This is a genomic window from Gluconobacter albidus, assembly GCF_002723915.1.
GTDB lineage: Bacteria > Pseudomonadota > Alphaproteobacteria > Acetobacterales > Acetobacteraceae > Gluconobacter > Gluconobacter albidus.
The window spans coordinates 261,893-280,117 of the sequence record NZ_BEWL01000001.1 but is presented as its reverse complement, the minus strand read 5'-3'; the positions used below and the strand labels follow the sequence as shown (position 1 = coordinate 280,117).

The following is an 18,225-nucleotide window of genomic DNA, read 5'->3' as shown; positions in this document are numbered from 1 at the left end:
GTCCGCCTGCTTTCAGCATCAGGAAAAAGCTGAGAGAACTGCCGGGTCAGGGTCGTCTGCATTTTGTCCCGTCAGACGTGAGCGGGCTGCACTCGCAACACGCCTGCTCCGTCTTGCCGTGCGTCGGAACAGCTGCCGCAGAATGAGGATATTTTTTCCGACTTCCGTCGTCAGCATCACAAACGCAAGGCTGGATGCCGCTTCGATAAAAGACGTGACTTCAAAGCTGGTGGCAAAGGTCAGAAAATCCGGAGCCATCTGCAGGCTTGTGGCAAAACCATCATGGCCCAGTAACCACGTGGCGCAACCCACAAGCAGAATAGTCCCCAGCGCAAGAATTCCCACCACATGGGGAAATTCTTTTATCCATCTGCAGGGACGCGTCACAAGCCGATCACGACAGATCCTGCCGACCGGCGTATCGGGTGCGGCGTAGGCCAGAAAAATCGCAGCAAACAGGCATAGAAGTATCAGGGGTGCCATGAACGTAACCTCAGTTCTCGCCATTCGAAGAATTATAGTCCTTTTTGGATGGGCGGTTCGCAAGTGTTTTCAGATCGGCGACGCCAAGTGTGGCACGAAGGCTGTCAGGTATCAGTGCAGCGTTAAATGGTGCGCGTGTGGGAGTTTCTTCCTTCCCGGTTCCGGCTACGCTCCGGATGACAGTCTGCGTGCCGAAAATCTGTGGGTGCCTGTTCTGCTGAAGATAGCGATCCAGTGTCGCTGCTGCGATCCAGCGGGCCTGTGTGTACCCCTTTGCCAGTGCGGCCATGGCCAGGACGTGCGCAAGCAGGTAATCGTCCGGTTTCTGGCCATGCTGCTGAATGAAGGCTGCTTCGTAGTAGTCCAGCCCCGTCGTGACGACATTCTGCTCCAGCATCCTGTGTAGTTCGGCCCGCCGCTTCATGTCATTGGGGATCAGGGTGTCCCAGTTGATCGGCTCCTGTTCACGCTCTGCCTGATCGGCGTCGAACATGGCCTTGAGGCGTGGATTGTCTCCGGCCTGAGCCGTATTCATGGCAGAGGCCAGAAGGGCAAGGAGTCCGAGGGCGTGGAATATCTTCATGGTTTTTTTCCGTCCTCACGACTGCGGAATACCCAGTTCCGCAGCCAGATCGCTGATGAACTGCGAGGCCACGCGGCCGGACCGACTGCCCCGCGCCATGGCCCACTGAAGCGCCTTGCGTCGCAGGTTCTCACGCGGAACCGGCAGGTTGTAATAAGCCGCATAGGCTTCAACGATCGCCAGATAATCGTCCTGCGTCGCGCCATACAGTCCGATCCACAGACCGAACCGGTCCGAAAGAGAGACCTTTTCCTCAATCGCTTCGGATGGATTGATTGCGCTTCCCGTCTCGTTCTCGATCATATCCCGCGGCATCAGGTGACGGCGGTTGGACGTCGCATAGATCAGGACGTTTTCCGGGCGTCCGCCGATCCCGCCATCGAGCACGGATTTGAGTGACTTGTAATCTGCGTCCTGGCTTTCGAACGAAAGGTCATCACAGAACAGGATGCAGCGGCGTTTCGTGGTCCGCAGGACAGCCAGCAGTTTCGGCAGCGATGAAAGTTCGTCCCGCTGGATCTCGATCAGTGCGAGCGTCCCGCCGTTCTTCGCACGCTGCTCCGCGTTCACAGCCGCAACGGAGGCTTTAACGAGCGAGGACTTCCCCATGCCACGCGCCCCCCAGAGCATGACATTGTTGGCGCTGAAGCCCTCCGCGAAATGCCGCGTGTTGGCCATGACCTGATCCATCTGACGCTTCACGCCCTGAAGCAGGGACAGGGGCACGCCCGAAACCTTCTCGACTGGCGTCAGCATGCCCAGCGCGGCCTGCCACAGAAAGGCGTCATGTTTGTGCAGGATATCCGCGCTTGGCGGAGGCGGACTCATGCGCTCCAGACTGTCGGCAATACGTTCAAGCGCGCTGAGCAGGGCATGGTTGGTCATGGGAAACGGTTCCGGGCTGAAAGAAGTTGAGATCAAAAGACATCGGCGCCACGCTTGACGGGCAGCCCCCGGACGATATGGTCCCCGCCAGCTTCACTCAAGACTGGACCCCGACATCCATGAGCAGTCTGTTCATTCCTTCCGCCCAGGCCGCCGATGGTGGTGGTCTGCTTTCCAATCCGCAGGTGCTTCAGTTCGCCCCGATGATTTTCATCTTCGTGGTGTTCTACTTCCTGCTGATCCGCCCCCAGCAGCAGCGCGCACGGAAACTGCGCGACGAGCAGGGCTCGCTGCGTCGTGGTGACCGCATCGTCACGGCCGGTGGCATCGTGGGCGTCGTGCAGGCGACGCGTGATGACAGCGATGAAGTCGATGTCGAGATCGCACAGGGTGTACGCGTGAAAATCGTCCGCAGCACGATCACGACCATCACGTCGCGCGAGAAAACGCCCAGCGCTTCCTGAACCGGGCTTTTTCGACCCGTTCATGAAAAACGCCCCGCCCGGAAAACCGGACGGGGCGTTTTTTTGTCTGATGAACCTCGAAGGGATCAGGCAGACTTCAGTTCGGCTTCCGCGAACTCGTAGTTGGCGAGCTTGTCCAGATAGTTCGTGACATAGTCCGGGCGACGGTTGCGGAAATCGAGGTAGTAAGCGTGCTCCCACACATCGAGGCCCAGAAGCGTCTTGCCCTGACCTTCAGCAAGCGGGTTGGAGCCGTTTGCCGTTTTCGTCACGGCAAGCTTGCCGGACTTGTCCAGTACCAGCCAGGCCCAGCCCGAACCGAACTGCGTCGTGGCAGCCTGCTTGAAGAGCTTCTTGAACTCTTCAACAGACCCGAAGTCTTCAGCAATCTTCTTTTCCAGACTGGTCGGGATCTTGCCGCCCTTCGGAGACAGATTCTTCCAGAACAGGATGTGGTTCCAGTGCTGGCCCGCATTGTTGAAGACCGGGGCAATCTCAGGCTTGCCGTGGGAGAACGCGATGATCTCCTCAAGCGTCTTGCCAGCCAGTTCCGGCTTGCTCTCCACGAAACCGTTCAGGGCCGTGACATAGGCCTGATGGTGTTTGCCGTGGTGCAGTTCCAGCGTTTCCTGGCACATGCCCGCATCAGCGAGAGCATTTTCGGCGTAGGGCAGGGTGGGAAGTTCAAAGGCCATGATGTCACTCCTTGGCAGAATAAGGCGAGGTGACCGTCCTCAGGGACGGGTGCTCCCGCGTATCGTTCTCATTTATGAGGAAGATTGGCAACGCTGTGTTCCATCGCACCGATGAGGGCCGAGTAATCCTCATCCGCATGCAGCCGGTTGGAAAGGGCCAGAGCCTGATCGGCCACGGCCATGCCTGGCATGAACGCGCCAACCTTGCGTCCGGCATCGAGCAGCAGCCCCATGTCCTTGGACATCAGGCGTGTGGGGAACTGCGACGGGAACTCACGGTTCTGGCCCATCTTCAGTTTACGCTTGTGATGCGGGCTGACGACGGCCACCTGCTGAAGCGTCTCGAACACGACATCGCGGTCCAGCCCCGCAGCCAGCCCGTACGATACGCCTTCGGCCACGATGTTGAGCGTCGCCCCCATCACGCCGTTCACGACCAGTTTCAGGCGTGCGGCCGCACCGGCAGGCCCGGCATGGATCGTCAGCTTGCCGATCACGTCCAGAACCGGCTGCGCCCGCTTGACCACGGCCTCATCGCCTCCCACCAGCATGACCAGATCGCCAGTCTCGGCTTCCGGCGTGCTGCCGGACATGGGGGCATCAAGCAGGGAGAACCCATGTTCCACAGCAAGCTTTGCAAAGGCGTCCGCCTGATCCGGCGAGACTGTGGATGTATCGAGGACAAGCTTGTCAGCCGTCAGGGCAGCGAGCGCGCCATTTTCGCCATGCAGGGATTGATTTTCCGCGGCATCATTCGGCACGCAGAAAATGATGATCTCGGCCGCTTCGGCAATCGCACGGGGCGAGGGCAGCATTTCCGTTTCATCCTTGCCCCCTGACGGCGCGAACGCGACAACCGGGTAGCCGGCCTTTCGCAGATTGGCGCCCATACGCTGGGCCATCGCACCGTAGCCGATAAAACCGATTTTAGGACGGGGCATGGATACTGGCTCCTTATGATGCGTTACGACAGACTCACGCATCATAGGTGCCAGAGTTTCTCAGAGTCCGGAAATTGATCATGGCACTTTTTCAGTACCCCAGGCCGCTGCCATCCGAGATTACTCCAAAAGAGATGTATCTCTCCCGACGTGCCCTGATCGGCGGTGCGGCAGCCCTGAGCACGCTTGCCACCGCGGCAAACGCCGCATCTCTCCAGACGCATCCGGGGCCGTATTCCGGCAATCTCACGCCGACGCCACACGAAGACGTGACGCACTATAATAATTTTTACGAATTTGGCATGGGCAAAGCCGATCCTGCGGCCCGCTCGCAGGACTTTCATCCGCTCCCCTGGACGCTGGAGATCACGGGTCTTGTCCGCAAGCCCGTCCGTCTGGACGTGGAGCAGCTTCTGCGTTCTGCGGCAATGGAAGAGCGTATTTACCGCATGCGCTGTGTCGAGGCGTGGTCCATGGTCATCCCGTGGGACGGTCTCCCGCTGGCGAGCCTGCTGAAGGACGCTGATCCCGATCCCCGCGCCACCCATGTCGCTTTCGAGAGCGTTCTGCGTCCGTCGGAGATGCCCGGACAGAGTGACGGCCTGTCGGGCATCCAGTGGCCTTACGTGGAGGGTCTGCGTCTGGACGAAGCTATGAATCCGCTGACGCTACTCGCGCTGGGTGTTTATGGCGAGACGCTTCCAAACCAGAACGGCGCGCCCATTCGTCTGGTTGTTCCGTGGAAATATGGTTTCAAAGGCATCAAGTCGCTTCAGCGTATTCGCCTGCTGGACCACGAGCCGCCCACGACATGGAACCGCCTCGCCTCCGACGAATACGGCTTTTATGCCAACGTCAATCCACAGGTCGATCATCCCCGCTGGAGTCAGGCGACAGAGCGCGTCATAGGCGCGCACTCCCTCTTCGGTGCCACACGGCAGCCGACGCTGATGTTCAACGGATATGGCGAGCAGGTGGCGGATCTGTATCGCGGCATGGACTTGCGGAAAAACTTCTGATGCCGTCAGAGGGGATGTTTGCCTCAAGAGCCAGAAGCGGTATGCTGCAACGGCACTGGCGCGTGATCCTGTATCCGCTCGGCATGATCCCGGCCGGGTGGCTCGTCTGGCAGGGGCAGCATGGCGCGCTCGGCGCCGACCCGGTCAATGTGTTCGAGCGGTCACTAGGGCTCTGGGCCTTCCGTTTCCTGCTGGCCTGTCTGGCGCTGGCTCCGCTGAGACGTTTTGCGGGCATTAGCATTAATCTGCTTCGATACCGACGTCTGACCGGATTGCTGGCGTTTTTTTATGCCAGTCTGCATGTGCTGGCGTATGTCGGTCTGGATCACGGGTTCGACTGGACCGTTCTGTGGACCGACATCACGCACCGCTTCTTCATCATTCTCGGGATGAGTGCTCTGGTTCTGCTCATTCCACTCGCGCTGACCTCAAACGCGTTGTCCATGCGCCTGATGAAGCGCCGATGGAAATTTCTGCACAAGCTGATCTACCCGGCCACAGTTCTGGCAGGCATCCACTTCTTCTTGTCATTCAAGACATTGAACTCGGTCTCTGAGCCCTATCTTGCAGCATTGGCGTTGCTTCTGGCGTGCCGCATCCTGCCGAAGAGACGCGTATAAACGGGCTCTGATCCAGAGCCCGTCGGGTTTTTTACAGGGTCGGACGCAATGCTGCGCGAATTTTGGGTGACAGCTCAGTCAGGGCGGAGCGACGCTGCGCCATCATGTCAGCCGGGAAAGGCTTGCTCGGAAAGTGGCATCCGTCGGCCAGAAGCAGGCCATCCGGAAGATGGGTGATTTCGCCGGGCCGGAAATCAAGCCGCGATAACGGAATGCCACATGCGCCCAGAACCGCAATATGGGCGCTGATTCCGAGTGTGAGGACCAGCTTCAGTCTGGGCATGCTCTGAAGCTCGGTACAGAGCGCGGCGCTACAGGCTTCGAGCTCTGACGGGAGAGCCAGAGGTTGTGGCGACAGGGGCTGCATGACGCTGGTGATGCGCCCCAGAATGGCCTCCGGCCCGGTAAGGGCCGGGTCGAAGACGATGCTGTTGGCGTCCAGAAAGGACGCCAGGGTCTCCGTGGCATCTTCCGGATCGAGGCAGACAATCAGCATTTCGGCTGAGAGCGGCCCGGTTCCTGACCGCGCGCCTTCTGCAAAGGCGGAGAGCGGAGGAGGGGCGGGGATCGTTCCGGTAGAAGCCCGAGGGGTCATGAGTCGCTGGTCTCGTCGCTGTTGATGTCGGCAGGATGACGAACCGGGCCCTGTCGGGGCGGATTGCGCGGTTCAGCCTGACGCCGTGTGAACGACGGCGCGATGTCCGCCAGTTCCACGAACATATCTGCCTGACGCCGCAGATCGTCTCCGATCATGGGGGGCGTCGAGCGCATCGAGGAAATGACCGTAACCCGGACCCCGCGTGCCTGCGCCGCCTCAACGGCACGACGCAGATCAGAATCGCCGCTGACGATCACGGCGTGATCGAGGCGGCCCGCCTGTTCCAGAAGATCCACTGTCAGTTCGACATCCATGTTCCCCTTGATACGCCGTCTTCCTGAAGGATCCGTAAACTCCCGCGCAGTTTTCAGCACAAGATGATACCCATTATAGGACAGCCAGTCCGTCAGGGGGCGGATGGGGGAATAGTCATCCGTTTCAGGCATGGCGGCATAATAGAAGGCGCGCTGAAAAAGAGACGCATTTTCAAAGAGTTTGCGAAGGTTGCGGAAATCGACTTCAAAACCCAAATTGCGGGCTGCGTGATGGAGGCTGGCGCCGTCGATGAAAAGGGCAGTGCGTTCGTTCTGGCGCAAAAGCATGAAGGTAATCCCGGTATGTAAAATATGTCGCCCTGCGCAGGAGAGGCTGCCGTCCAGCTGCGACCAGGCGTGGAGGCACTCGGGTTCAATTCCGGAGGCGGGGCAGGCGCCGATTGCATTCGCATGAACTGCATGTTATTGCCAGCGTTCTCTCTTATTTTATTCTTTTGTCTTACCCGAAGGGGGCCTGTCGCATGGCGCGCGTAACCGTCGAAGATTGCATCGAGAAGGTTTCTAACCGTTTCGAACTGGTCCTGCTGGCTGCCCAGCGTGCCCGTGGCCTGTCGCGCGGCGAGGAAATCCGGCTTGATCGTGAAAACGACAAGAATACGGTCGTCGCCCTGCGTGAAATCGCCGAAGACAAGGTAAGCCTTCCCGTTCTGCGCGAAGGCATCATCCGCTCTCTGGCGCGCGCTCCCGAGCCGGAGCCCGTGGACGAAGAGGTGCTGGATCTGATCCCGACGGACCAGAACATTTTTGGTCTGCAGGATGTCTCCGCCGAGGAAGAACATGCTCACATGGCCGAGAACATGTCTGCAGATGAAGCCGCTGCCATTGAAGCCGAACTGGGTGGTCGGGGCCGTCGCTGATCTCTGACCGGTTTTACTAAGAGGAGGAATGCTGCATGCCTGATGCATCTCCTCCGACTGCACCCCCGCCTGTCGCAAGCGGGGACTTCAAGCCGTCCATTGCCGGACTGCTGCGACGAATCGAAAGCTATGATCCGTCGGCCGATCTCGCGCAGATCGAAGCCGCCTATGATGTTGCGGCCAACGCCCATAACGAGCAGCGCCGTGATAATGGCGATGCCTACATCACGCACCCGATTGCCGTCGCCAATATCCTTGCGGGTTTCCGCATGGACGCAACCTCCATTATGGTGGGGCTGCTCCACGATACCGTGGAAGACACCGGCGTTTCCTGTGACTCCCTGAAAGCCCGCTTCGGCGAGGATGTTGCAGCGCTCGTTGACGGTGTGACGAAGCTGACGCGGCTCGAACTCCAGTCCGACCGCACCAAACAGGCCGAAAATTTCCGCAAGCTGGTTCTGGCCATGTCGCGGGATATCCGCGTCCTGATCGTCAAGCTGGCTGACCGCCTGCACAACATGCGCACACTTCATTATGTGCAGCGTACGGACCGTCGGCAGCGTATCGCCCGCGAGACGATGGATATCTATGCGCCGCTCGCTGAGCGCATCGGTATGGACCGTGTCAAGACGGAGCTTCAGAACCTTTCTTTCGCCCAGCTCGAGCCCGAAGCCGATGCGACGATCCGTGCAAGGCTGAACTTTCTGCGCGGGCAGGGCGCTGACGTCATCGAGCAGGTCCGTCAGGAGTTGATGGCTCTGTGTGCGGAAACCGGGATCGACAGAGTCGAGGTCACGGGACGCGAAAAATCTCCCTATTCGATCTGGGAGAAAATGCAGCGTCGGAATGTGGCGTTTGAGCAGCTTTCGGACATCATGGCCTTCCGCCTGCTCGTCCCCACGCGTGACGCCTGTTACATGGCGTTGGGAGCCATTCACGGCGCCTATCCGATGATTGCCGGGCGTTTCAAGGATTACATCTCCACCCCCAAAGCCAACGGATACCAGAGCCTCCATACCGGCGTGACCCTGCGTCATCCGCGCAACCAGAAAATCGAAGTCCAGATCCGGACCGCTGAAATGCACGATCTGGCTGAGAACGGCGTGGCCTCTCACTGGGCCTATAAAGAGCACGCGACGCCCAGTGAGCGCGAAGCCGCGGCTCTGTCGTCTGCTTTTGGCGCCCCGACCCGCAAGCTGCGCTGGGTTCAGGACCTGCTGGAAATTCTTGAGGACAGTCAGGCTCCCGACGAGTTCCTCGAAAACACCAAGCTCGAACTCTATCAGGATCAGGTTTTCTGCTTCACCCCCAAGGGGCAGCTGATTTCCCTGCCGCGCGGCGCCACTCCCGTTGATTTCGCTTATGCCGTGCACAGTCAGGTCGGCGATACCTGCGTCGGCGCGAAGGTCAACGGACGCCTGATGCCCTTGCGGCACGAGCTGCAGAATGGCGATCAGGTCGAGATCATGACGGCCCGGGGCGGCACGCCGTCGCCATCGTGGGAGCGTTTCGTCGCAACGGGCAAGGCCCGTGCCCGTATCCGGCGTTTCGTAACGCAGCAGCAGCGGCAGGTGCATCTCGATAATGGCCGTGCCGCCATTGCCAAGGCGTTCCGTCAGGAAGGGGTGGATGGTTCCGAAAAGGTGCTTGACGGCATCCTCAAGGAGCTCCGTCAGGCTTCAGTCGAAGATCTGTATGTTTCGGTCGGCAATGGCCAGCTTGGCCCCAAGGACGTCGTCAACACGGCGTATCCCGAACTGCGTCAGAGCGTTCGTGCGCCCCGCATGGTGCCGGGACTGTCGCCCCGTTTCGGGCAGTCCCTCATGCTGGGCTCGGGGCACGGCGCCCCGAAGGCGACGGCGCATTCCGGAAGTACGATCAAGGGGATCGGTTCGGGGATCGCCATCAGTTTCGCGGGCTGCTGCCGGCCACTGCCGGGAGACCCGATCGTCGGCATCATCGCACAGGGCAAGGGCGTCACCATTCATCGACGCGGCTGTCAGAACCTGTCCAGCTTCGCGGACACGCCCGAGCGTTTTCTGGAAGTGGACTGGGATTACGAAGCTCTTGGGCGCCGTCAGGGTACCGAACCCTATACGGCCCGCCTGTCGGTGGTGGCTGCCAACGAACCCGAGGTTCTCGCGACCCTGACGAATGTGGCTGCAAAGCACAATGGCAGCGTCCTCAACCTCAAGATCGTAAACCGCCAGCTCGATTTCATGGAAATTCTGGTAGATCTGGAAGTGAAGGACCTGCGCCATCTCTCGTCCATGATCGCGGCCTTCAGGACGGCTGTAGGTGTCATGCAGGTCGAGCGCGCCAAGGGATGACCCCATGATCCTCGGGATGGGGACCGATCTATGCATGATCTCGCGTATCGAGAAAAGCGTCGAGCGCTTTGGCGACCGCTTCCTCAACCGCGTTTTCACGCAGGCCGAACGCAGCCATGCTGACCGGCTCTCGGGAGTGGCGCGCATGGGCAGCTACGCCAAGCGCTGGGCCGCCAAGGAAGCCTGCGTGAAAGCGCTGGGCACAGGCTTTGCTCACGGAGTCCAGCTTCAGGATATCGGGGTCTGTAACGGACCAAGCGGTGCTCCCGAGTTGCGGCTTTCAGGAAGGGCGCGGGAAGTCCTGTCCCAGTTGACGCCTCCGGGACAGAACGCCCAGCTTTTCGTCAGCCTGACGGATGACCCGCCGTTCGCCCTGGCGCAGGTCATCATCCAATCGGTACCGCCGGAGGCGTCCGGACGGCCAGGACCGATTGAAGCGCTCGCCAACGTCGCCAAGCTGCGTTAAGAGCGTCTGATGATCAAGGAGAACAGACCCGTGCAGGGTTCAGAAAGTACGGGTGACAAGCCCGCACGCCGCGAAGAGACGCTTGGCGAAAGCATCCGTTATTTCTGCGTGCTGCTGCTGGCGGTGTTTGCCGTGCGCTCTCTTGTGGTGGAGCCTTTCAATATCCCTTCCGGTTCGATGATCCCGACACTGCAGATCGGTGATTTCGTTCTGGTCTCGAAGTTCAGCTACGGATATTCCCGTTTTTCCTTTCCGTTTTCGCCAAACGTCTTCAGTGGCCGGATTTTTGGAGCCGAGCCTCATCGTGGCGATGTTGCGGTCTTCCGTTTCACGCGGGATACGTCCGTTGATTACATCAAGCGTATCATCGGGCTGCCTGGCGACCATATCCAGGTCACGGGAGGGCATCTTATTCTCAACGGAATCGAAGTTCCCCGGACGGCACTTGGTCATTACGAGGTGCTGGACGAGAACAACCGCCTCCTCAGTGGCGAACTCTATCGTGAGAGCCTTCCTGGCAGCGGCGGACGTGCGCCGGTCGATCATGACATTCTCAAGCTGACGGATGAAGGTTTCGCAAACGATACGCCGGAATATGTGGTTCCGGAGGGATCGTTCTTCGCCATGGGCGATGACCGCGACGACAGCGCCGACAGCCGGTTTCAGGGTGATGGTCCGGACGATCTCGGTTTCGTGCCCATGCAGAACCTTGTCGGTCGCGCGCCGGTCGTCCTGTTCTCAATGGATATGCGCCATCCGGCATGGCAGTTCTGGTACTGGCCGACCGAAATCCGCTGGAACCGTTTCCTGCATCTCGTCACATGAAACTCTCCTCAACAGACGCCCTTGCGTCGATGCAGGCAGCGCTCAGGCATGATTTTGCAAAGCCTGAGCTGCTGAGCGAAGCGCTGACCCATCGTTCCGCCGTTTCCGGCCGCGATCCGCGCCGCGCGCGCCGGAGCCAGCGTCCCAAGGGCACGGGTTCGAACGAACGTCTTGAGTTCATCGGGGATCGTGTTCTGGGTCTGCTGATGGCCGAATGGCTGCTGGAACGTTACCCGGACGAACAGGAGGGCGCGCTCGGCCCGCGTCACGCCCATCTGGTATCGCGCACGGTTCTGGCTGAAATCGCCGATCAGGTCGGGCTTTCCGGCTCCCTCCAGATTTCTCCGCATGAGGAAGATGCCGGGATCCGGCGTCTGTCCAGCATCCGTGCGGACGCGATGGAAGCCCTGCTGGGCGCACTGTATCTGGATGGTGGGCTGGAGCCTGCGCGTCGGGTGGTCCGCCAGTACTGGCAGTCCCGGCTGGACAGTGCTGACCGGCCGCACAAGGAGCCCAAGACCCTGCTTCAGGAATATATGCTGTCGCAGGGACTGCCGCTTCCAAATTATGAACTCCTGTCTTCGGACGGTCCTTCCCATGCACCCGTCTTCCGCGTCAGCGTCACGACGCTCGGGCAGACGGGAACGGGAGAGGCCGGCAGCAAGAGGCTGGCAGAAACGGCAGCGGCAACCGCTCTGCTGAAACGTCTCGGTCAGAATGTGGCGTCCTGAGATGTCATCAATAAAGGATCAGAACATGACCACGCGCTGCGGTTTCGTGGCTCTCGTCGGGGCTCCGAACGCGGGGAAATCCACCCTGCTCAACCGGATTGCCGGAGCCAAACTGTCCATCGTCAGCCCCAAGGCGCAGACGACTCGTTTCAGGACACTGGGCATCGTCATGCAGGATAACGCCCAGATTATCCTCGTGGATCTGCCGGGTATCTTCAAACCCCGTCGCCGCCTTGACCGGGCTATGGTCAATGCTGCCTGGTCCGGGTCGCAGGACGCGGATCTGACGCTGCTTCTGGTGGATGCGAAGTCGGGGCTGCGCGAGGACGTCCGCGAAATCATCGCAAAGCTTGCGGGGAGCAAGGGGCGCATCTGGCTTGTCCTGAACAAGACGGATCTAGTGGAGCGGGGAGAGCTGCTTCCCCTGACTCAGGAGATCGGTGGTCTAATCAGCGTGGAGCATGTCTTCATGCTGAGCGCGCGTTCGGGCGAGGGCGTGAACGACCTGATGGCTCGTCTGGCGACCGAACTGCCGGAAGGTCCGTTCCTGTATCCTGAAGATGACCTGACCGATCTGCCAGATCGCCTTCTGGCCGCCGAACTGGTGCGGGAGCAGATTTTCATGCAGACGCATGAGGAAATTCCCTATCAGGCAACGGTCGAGACGGAGAGCTTCAAGGAACGTCCGGACGGTTCGGTACGGATCGAGGTGACGATCTACGTCTCCCGTCCCGGACACAAAGCCATCCTGATCGGCGAAGGCGGCCACAAGATTAAATCCCTCGGTGCGCGGGCACGGATGGAGCTTCAGGAACTGCTGGATCGCAAGTGCCATCTTTTCCTGAACGTTAAGGAACGCGCAGGATGGGACGAGGAAAAGGCCCGGCTGCGTGCCATCGGTCTGGACGATTGAAAAAGACAGGTGCCGGAGCGTTTGAAATCCGGCATCCTGACATCGCTTGTTCCAATGCCGCCACGTCTGTATGACGGGCGCAAATCAAGACACCACATCCAGCCGGAGACGGGCATGATGACCGAGAACCCAGAACAGAGCTCCTCCTACAAACGCGTCCTGCTCAAGGTGTCCGGCGAGGCCCTGATGGGCGATGGGCCGTCGGGAGTAGACCCCGTGATGGTGGACATGGTTGCCGCCGATATCGCTGAAGTGCGGGCTTCGGGGGTAGAAGTCTGCCTCGTCGTCGGGGGTGGCAACATTTTCCGCGGTCTGGCGGCGGCCGCCAAGGGCATGGACCGTGCTCAGGGCGATTATGCCGGTATGCTGGCCACTGTCATCAATGCGCTGATGCTGCAGAATGCGCTGGAGCGCCGCGGCATGGAAACGCGTGTCATGACCGCGATCCAGATGGCCTCCATCGCCGAGCCCTATATCCGCCGTCGCGCCGTGCGCCATATGGAAAAGGGCCGCGTTGTCATTTTTGCGGCCGGTACGGGTAATCCGTTCTTCACGACGGATACAGCCGCCGCCCTGCGTGCCAACGAAATGGAATGTGATGCGCTCTTCAAGGGGACGCAGGTGGATGGCGTCTATTCCGCCGATCCGCGCCGCAACCCGGACGCCCAGCGTTACGACCGCCTGACCTATCTCGAAGTTCTCGCCCGCGATCTGAACGTCATGGACGCTGCGGCCATCAGTCTGGCTCGCGAAAACAGATTGCCCATCGTGGTTTTCAACATGCATGCTCCCGGCTCTTTCAGCGCCGTCATGCGTGGGGAAGGGCTTTTCACCAAGATCATCGAAGCGGACTGATCTTCGCATTTTCAACGAAATCTTCAGGTTCCGTCCTGAGACCAACGTCGAACTGAAAGGAACAGCTCATGCCTGCTGACCTGAATGACCTCATCGCCGATCTGACGCGCCGCATGGACGGTGCGATCGAAAGCCTGCGCCGGGACCTCTCGGGCCTGCGTTCGGGCCGTGCCAGCCCGAACCTCCTTGAGCCGGTCCGCGTCGAAGCCTACGGGTCCGAGGTGCCGCTGTCGCAGGTCGGCTCCATCGCCGTACCTGAAGCCCGGATGCTGACAGTTTCCGTCTGGGACCGCACGGTCGTTGGTGCCGTCGAGCGCGCCATCCGCGACAGTGGTCTCGGCCTCAACCCGTCCACGGACGGCCAGACGGTCCGCGTTCCCATTCCGGCCCTGACCGAAGAGCGCCGTAATGAACTGGCCCGTGCCGCCGCCCGCTATACCGAGAACGGCAAGATCTCCGTACGTGGCGTGCGTCGCGACGGTATGGAGCAGACCAAGGCGCTGGAAAAGAAGAGCGAGATCAGTCAGGACGATATGAAAACCTGGACTGATGCCATCCAGAAGCTGACGGACCAGTACATCAAGAAAGTGGACGATATTTTCGCGGACAAAGAACGCGAGATCAAACAGGTCTGATTGCGCATTTGCCCTTAGGATCTTTTCCCCGCTCTGAAGGCACGGTCTCCTCTCCCATCGGGGGGGGGGCGAGCGCCGTTCCCGTCCATGTCGCCGTGATCATGGATGGAAACGGCCGCTGGGCGCGTGCGCGCAGGCTCCCGGTAATCGCAGGACACCGCCAAGGTGCGGAATCCGTGCAGAAATGCGTCCGCACGGCCATCCAGCAGGGCGTGCGATATCTCACGCTTTATGCATTTTCGTCCGAGAACTGGCGTCGCTCGACGAAAGAAGTCGGAGATTTGACTTCTCTGTTGCGCTTTTATCTGCGTCACAAGATCAACGAACTCCACGGACAAGGTGTGCGGCTGCGGGTCATCGGCGAGCCAGAGCGGTTCGAGGGGCCTTTGCGCGAAGAACTCCACCGTGCTGAAACCCTCACGCTTCACAACACTACCCTGACCCTGACGCTTGCACTGTCCTATGGCGGCCGTGCTGAAATCGTGCAGGCCGCCCGCCGTCTCGCTGAAGATGCTGTTGCAGGCCGGATTACACCTGACAGCATCACTGAAAACACGCTTCATGATGCGCTTCAGACAGCCGATATGCCTGATCCCGATCTGGTAATCCGGACCAGCGGCGAATGCCGGCTGTCCAATTTCCTGCTCTGGCAGAGTGCGTATGCCGAGCTGATTTTTATGGATGTGCTCTGGCCCGATTTTGGTGAGTCAGAATTTCTGGATGCCCTGTCACGTTTTGCCGGTCGTCAGCGCAGATTTGGTGGACGCCCCGCATGAGCAGTGCTTCAGCACGCTGGTCCGATCTGAGATTGCGTCTTCTATCGGCCGCGGTCCTCGTGCCGATTGCGGCTTTCTGCATCTGGCGCGGTGGTCTGGTCTATGATGCCCTGATCCTGCTGGCGATGTTCGGTCTGGTCTGGGAGGGCGAGACGCTTATTCGCCAGCCTCTGAAAACGTGGCGTGGCGGTCTGCTGCTCGCCTGGCCCGTGATTGCTGGCCTTGCTGCCCTGAAAGGGGAGTGGAGCGCCGCCTTCTGGATGATCTGGCCCACGCTGATTTTTGGCTTTCCGGCCAGCGTTCCCGTCATAATCGCCATTATTGGAGGCCTGTCGCTTCTGTGGCTGCGTCATCTGCCTTTCGGGATGGCGTCCGTTCTTTTCGTCCTGTCCGTCGTGATTGCCAGCGACAGCTTCGCGTATCTGACAGGCCGGGTTTTCGGTGGCCCGAAGCTGGCTCCGTCCATCTCTCCGGGAAAAACCCGCTCCGGCGCGATCGGAGGGCTTCTTGGAGCGTCTCTGGCGGGCGGCCTTGTTGCATGGCTGGCTGTGCCGGGTACGCAGATCGGTGGTCTCATCTGCGGTGCAGTCTTAGGGATTTTTTCCCAAAGCGGAGATCTTCTGGAGAGCGCGGCCAAACGTCGGTTGGGCGTGAAAGACTCAGGACGCCTCATCCCCGGGCATGGCGGCCTTCTAGACCGCTTTGACGGCCTTCTTGCTGCGGCTCCTGCCGCGGCACTGTTATCGCTTGCGGTGGCAACGCAGCCTTTTTGGTCCATCCTTCCTGCACATTTACCTACTTCTTACGGGAGTTCTTCGCATGACTGACGGTTCTGCACGGTCCACACGCCGTCGCATCACAGTGCTGGGCAGCACCGGCAGTATCGGAACCTCCACAGTCGATCTCCTCGCGCGGATCCCGGATGAGATCGAGGTCCGGGCGCTGGTCGGAGGCTGCAACGCGGCTCTTCTGGCCGAGCAGGCACGTCTTTTGAATGCTGAAGTGGCCGTCCTACATGACGAAAGCCGTCACGATGAACTGAAATCCCTGCTTGCAGGCACTGGCGTCCGGACTGCGGCCGGTCGTCAGGCCGTGATCGAAGCCGGTGCCATGGAAGCCGACTGGACCATGGCTGCGATTACGGGCGCAGCGGGTCTGGAGCCCACACTGGCCTCCGTTCGCAACGGACATGCCGTGGCGCTCGCTAACAAGGAAGCGCTCGTCTGTGCGGGGGATGTCATGCTGCGTGCCGTCTCCGACGCTAAAGCCACCCTTCTGCCCGTCGATTCGGAACATAACGCCATCGCCCAGTCTCTGGGTGGCTGCGATATGGAAACCGTTGAAAAGATTATCCTGACGGCGTCCGGTGGCCCGTTCCGTCAATCGACGCTTGAAGACATGCGTGCAGCCACCCCGGAAAAGGCTCTGAAGCATCCGACATGGTCGATGGGCGCCAAAATCACGATCGATTCGGCGTCCATGGCCAACAAAGGTCTGGAAGTCATCGAAGCCGCACGTCTGTTTGGTCTGACCGAAGACCGGATCGACGTTCTGGTTCATCCGCAGTCTGTCGTGCATGGTCTCGTGCAGTTCCGGGATGGCAGCCTCGTCTCGCAGATGGGCTCTGCCGATATGCGTATTCCCATTGCCCACACGCTCGCCTGGCCCAAGCGGATGGAGACGCCTTGCGGACGTCTGGATCTGGCCGCCTATGGCCGTCTGGAGTTTGAGGCGCCGGATGAAGTGCGGTTTGCCCCGCTTCGCCTTGCCCGGCAGGTTCTGCGGGCAGGCGGTGCGGCCCCAGCCGTGTTCTCTGCTGCCAACGAAATCGCTGTCGAGGCCTTTCTGAACCGCCGTATCGGGTTCCTCGGTATTGGCGAGACGATCGACGCCGCTCTTCAGGCCATGACTGAAAATCCCGAGCTTAAAAGTCTGGATGATGTCCTGCACTGGGATGCGCGGGGCAGGGAGCTGGCCGAGGCTCATATCCTGCGGACCAGCGGACATCTGCGAAACCACCTCAGCGAGGCCGCTCTGAATGCATGATCTTCTGCGGACCATTCTGGCCTATGTCCTGATTCTGGGCATTCTCGTTTTCATCCACGAACTCGGGCATTATCTGGCGGCGCGCTGGCGTGGCGTGAAGGTCGATACGTTTTCGATCGGCTTCGGCCCTGCACTCTATCGCTGGCATGACAAGTCCGGTACCGAGTGGCGGATCAGTGCCATTCCTCTGGGTGGCTTCGTCAAACCGCACGGGTTTGAAGGTCCAGAAGACGCGACCGAAGAACAAAAGGCCGCGTGGATTCCGGGGCGGACGTTCCACGACAAGCCGGTGGGATCACGGGCCATCGTTATTCTGATGGGGCCAGTCTTCAATTTCCTCTTCGCCATTCTGGCGTTCACGGTGCTGTTCGCAGTCATCGGCAAGCCAGAGATTCGCGGTGATGTCTCGCAGGTTGTCGTGGGAAGTCCTGCGGATCATGCAGGCGTCAAACCGGGCGATGTGATTACCCGGATTGGCGAGACCCACATCCTCGGAGCCGAAGATGTGATGGCCAGTGTTGCCTCTCATCCAGGGCAGCAGACCGTGCTCGGTATCCATCGCGGGACTGAGGATCTCAGCCTGCCCGTCACTTTTGATACCGTGAAAAGCGGCGGTCACGAGATGGGCAGCCTCGGAATTGCGTTTGGCATTTCCCGTGGACATCCCGTTTCGCTTCCTTCGGCGTTCATCATGGGCATCGAGGAAACCTGGGACAAATCGGTCATGACGTTGCAGGGCGTCTGGCAGATCGTCAGCGGTCAGCGAAGTGCGAGGGAACTGGGAGGTACGATTCGCATCGCACAGCTCTCTGGACAGGTCGCCAGCTACGGTCTGGCCAGCATCATTTCCTTTATGGCGCTGCTTTCGATCAATCTTGGCCTGATCAATCTCTTTCCAATTCCAGTGCTCGATGGGGGGCGTCTGGTCTTTTATGCCTGCGAACTCGTCCGCGGTCGCCCGGTTTCGCGCCGTGTCCAGGAGATCAGCATGCAGGTTGGAATGGCGCTGATCGGCGCTCTTTTCCTCTTTTCGACATTCAACGATCTGACCAATATCGGACTGTTTCACTGGATCTTTCACGCAGTAAGCTAAATATTCTGAAAAGACTTGTGATACAGTTGAACACGTCAGGGCATCTTGCGCGGGGCAGTGGTTATCGGATACCTC

At 59.9% G+C, this 18,225-nt stretch carries 22 protein-coding genes; 15 read left to right on the top strand and 7 right to left on the bottom strand.

Going from position 1 to position 18,225, the window contains the following annotated elements:
- Positions 1–18: 18 nt before the first annotated feature.
- Genes GAL01_RS01345 through GAL01_RS01335 form a run of 3 tightly spaced genes read right to left on the bottom strand, consistent with a single transcriptional unit; the run spans position 19 to position 1,951 of the window.
- Positions 19–483 (bottom strand): hypothetical protein, encoded by a 465-nt coding sequence (locus GAL01_RS01345; RefSeq protein ID WP_145995591.1) that lies wholly within the window; start codon positions 481–483, stop codon positions 19–21.
- A gap of 10 nt (positions 484–493) precedes the next feature.
- Positions 494–1,066, bottom strand: coding sequence for a hypothetical protein (locus GAL01_RS01340; protein ID WP_062033589.1), 573 nt, complete (start codon positions 1,064–1,066; stop codon positions 494–496).
- A 15-nt stretch (positions 1,067–1,081) separates the two neighbouring features.
- Complete coding sequence (locus GAL01_RS01335) at positions 1,082–1,951, bottom strand: ATP-binding protein (RefSeq protein WP_062033585.1); 870 nt, start codon at positions 1,949–1,951, stop codon at positions 1,082–1,084.
- Between the two features lie 119 nt (positions 1,952–2,070).
- Between GAL01_RS01335 and yajC the strand changes: the two genes are divergently transcribed.
- Positions 2,071–2,415 (top strand): preprotein translocase subunit YajC, encoded by a 345-nt coding sequence (gene yajC, locus GAL01_RS01330; protein WP_062033581.1) that lies wholly within the window; start codon positions 2,071–2,073, stop codon positions 2,413–2,415.
- An 86-nt stretch (positions 2,416–2,501) separates the two neighbouring features.
- On the opposite strand, the gene GAL01_RS01325 is transcribed toward yajC, so the two are convergent.
- Positions 2,502–3,110 (bottom strand): superoxide dismutase, encoded by a 609-nt coding sequence (locus tag GAL01_RS01325; RefSeq protein ID WP_062033578.1) that lies wholly within the window; start codon positions 3,108–3,110, stop codon positions 2,502–2,504.
- Between the two features lie 68 nt (positions 3,111–3,178).
- The gene (locus tag GAL01_RS01320; protein ID WP_062033575.1) at positions 3,179–4,051 is read right to left on the bottom strand and encodes an NAD(P)-dependent oxidoreductase; all 873 of its coding nucleotides are present in this window, start codon (positions 4,049–4,051) and stop codon (positions 3,179–3,181) included.
- 80 nt (positions 4,052–4,131) lie between these two features.
- On the opposite strand from GAL01_RS01320, the gene msrP reads away from it, so the two are divergent.
- Both msrP and msrQ read left to right on the top strand, forming a co-directional pair.
- On the top strand, positions 4,132–5,070 hold the full coding sequence (gene msrP, locus GAL01_RS01315; RefSeq protein ID WP_062033572.1) for a protein-methionine-sulfoxide reductase catalytic subunit MsrP: 939 nt from the start codon (positions 4,132–4,134) through the stop codon (positions 5,068–5,070).
- A 41-nt stretch (positions 5,071–5,111) separates the two neighbouring features.
- Positions 5,112–5,690, top strand: coding sequence for a protein-methionine-sulfoxide reductase heme-binding subunit MsrQ (msrQ, locus tag GAL01_RS01310; RefSeq protein ID WP_082790818.1), 579 nt, complete (start codon positions 5,112–5,114; stop codon positions 5,688–5,690).
- Positions 5,691–5,721: 31 nt separating this feature from the next.
- On the opposite strand, the gene GAL01_RS01305 is transcribed toward msrQ, so the two are convergent.
- On the bottom strand, positions 5,722–6,285 hold the full coding sequence (locus tag GAL01_RS01305) for a uracil-DNA glycosylase family protein (RefSeq protein WP_174694414.1): 564 nt from the start codon (positions 6,283–6,285) through the stop codon (positions 5,722–5,724).
- Positions 6,282–6,890: a LabA-like NYN domain-containing protein gene (locus GAL01_RS01300; protein ID WP_062033563.1), complete on the bottom strand. Its 609-nt coding sequence runs from the start codon at positions 6,888–6,890 to the stop codon at positions 6,282–6,284. Before GAL01_RS01300 ends, GAL01_RS01305 begins: the two co-directional genes overlap by 4 nt.
- Before the next feature lie 194 nt (positions 6,891–7,084).
- Between GAL01_RS01300 and rpoZ the strand changes: the two genes are divergently transcribed.
- From rpoZ to rseP, 12 genes are all read left to right on the top strand, one after another.
- A complete protein-coding gene (rpoZ, locus tag GAL01_RS01295) occupies positions 7,085–7,480 on the top strand; it encodes a DNA-directed RNA polymerase subunit omega (RefSeq protein ID WP_062033888.1) in 396 nt (131 codons plus the stop codon).
- Between the two features lie 35 nt (positions 7,481–7,515).
- Positions 7,516–9,810 (top strand): RelA/SpoT family protein, encoded by a 2,295-nt coding sequence (locus tag GAL01_RS01290; RefSeq protein WP_062033559.1) that lies wholly within the window; start codon positions 7,516–7,518, stop codon positions 9,808–9,810.
- Between the two features lie 4 nt (positions 9,811–9,814).
- Positions 9,815–10,276, top strand: coding sequence for a holo-ACP synthase (acpS, locus tag GAL01_RS01285; protein WP_062033554.1), 462 nt, complete (start codon positions 9,815–9,817; stop codon positions 10,274–10,276).
- A gap of 9 nt (positions 10,277–10,285) precedes the next feature.
- Complete coding sequence (gene lepB / locus GAL01_RS01280) at positions 10,286–11,101, top strand: signal peptidase I (protein ID WP_301271800.1); 816 nt, start codon at positions 10,286–10,288, stop codon at positions 11,099–11,101.
- On the top strand, positions 11,098–11,832 hold the full coding sequence (gene rnc / locus GAL01_RS01275; RefSeq protein WP_062033551.1) for a ribonuclease III: 735 nt from the start codon (positions 11,098–11,100) through the stop codon (positions 11,830–11,832). Before lepB ends, rnc begins: the two co-directional genes overlap by 4 nt.
- A gap of 25 nt (positions 11,833–11,857) precedes the next feature.
- Positions 11,858–12,745, top strand: a complete 888-nt coding sequence (era, locus tag GAL01_RS01270; RefSeq protein ID WP_062033541.1) for a GTPase Era — start codon at positions 11,858–11,860, stop codon at positions 12,743–12,745.
- A gap of 114 nt (positions 12,746–12,859) precedes the next feature.
- On the top strand, positions 12,860–13,600 hold the full coding sequence (gene pyrH / locus GAL01_RS01265; RefSeq protein WP_062033882.1) for a UMP kinase: 741 nt from the start codon (positions 12,860–12,862) through the stop codon (positions 13,598–13,600).
- 68 nt (positions 13,601–13,668) lie between these two features.
- On the top strand, positions 13,669–14,235 hold the full coding sequence (gene frr, locus GAL01_RS01260; RefSeq protein WP_062033538.1) for a ribosome recycling factor: 567 nt from the start codon (positions 13,669–13,671) through the stop codon (positions 14,233–14,235).
- A gap of 8 nt (positions 14,236–14,243) precedes the next feature.
- Positions 14,244–15,011 (top strand): polyprenyl diphosphate synthase, encoded by a 768-nt coding sequence (gene uppS / locus GAL01_RS01255; RefSeq protein WP_062033535.1) that lies wholly within the window; start codon positions 14,244–14,246, stop codon positions 15,009–15,011.
- A complete protein-coding gene (locus GAL01_RS01250) occupies positions 15,008–15,838 on the top strand; it encodes a phosphatidate cytidylyltransferase (RefSeq protein ID WP_062033532.1) in 831 nt (276 codons plus the stop codon). The genes uppS and GAL01_RS01250 overlap by 4 nt, the downstream gene beginning before the upstream one ends.
- On the top strand, positions 15,831–17,057 hold the full coding sequence (gene dxr / locus GAL01_RS01245) for a 1-deoxy-D-xylulose-5-phosphate reductoisomerase (protein WP_062033529.1): 1,227 nt from the start codon (positions 15,831–15,833) through the stop codon (positions 17,055–17,057). Before GAL01_RS01250 ends, dxr begins: the two co-directional genes overlap by 8 nt.
- The gene (gene rseP, locus GAL01_RS01240; RefSeq protein WP_062033527.1) at positions 17,050–18,150 is read left to right on the top strand and encodes an RIP metalloprotease RseP; all 1,101 of its coding nucleotides are present in this window, start codon (positions 17,050–17,052) and stop codon (positions 18,148–18,150) included. Before dxr ends, rseP begins: the two co-directional genes overlap by 8 nt.
- The last annotated feature ends 75 nt before the right edge of the window (positions 18,151–18,225 follow it).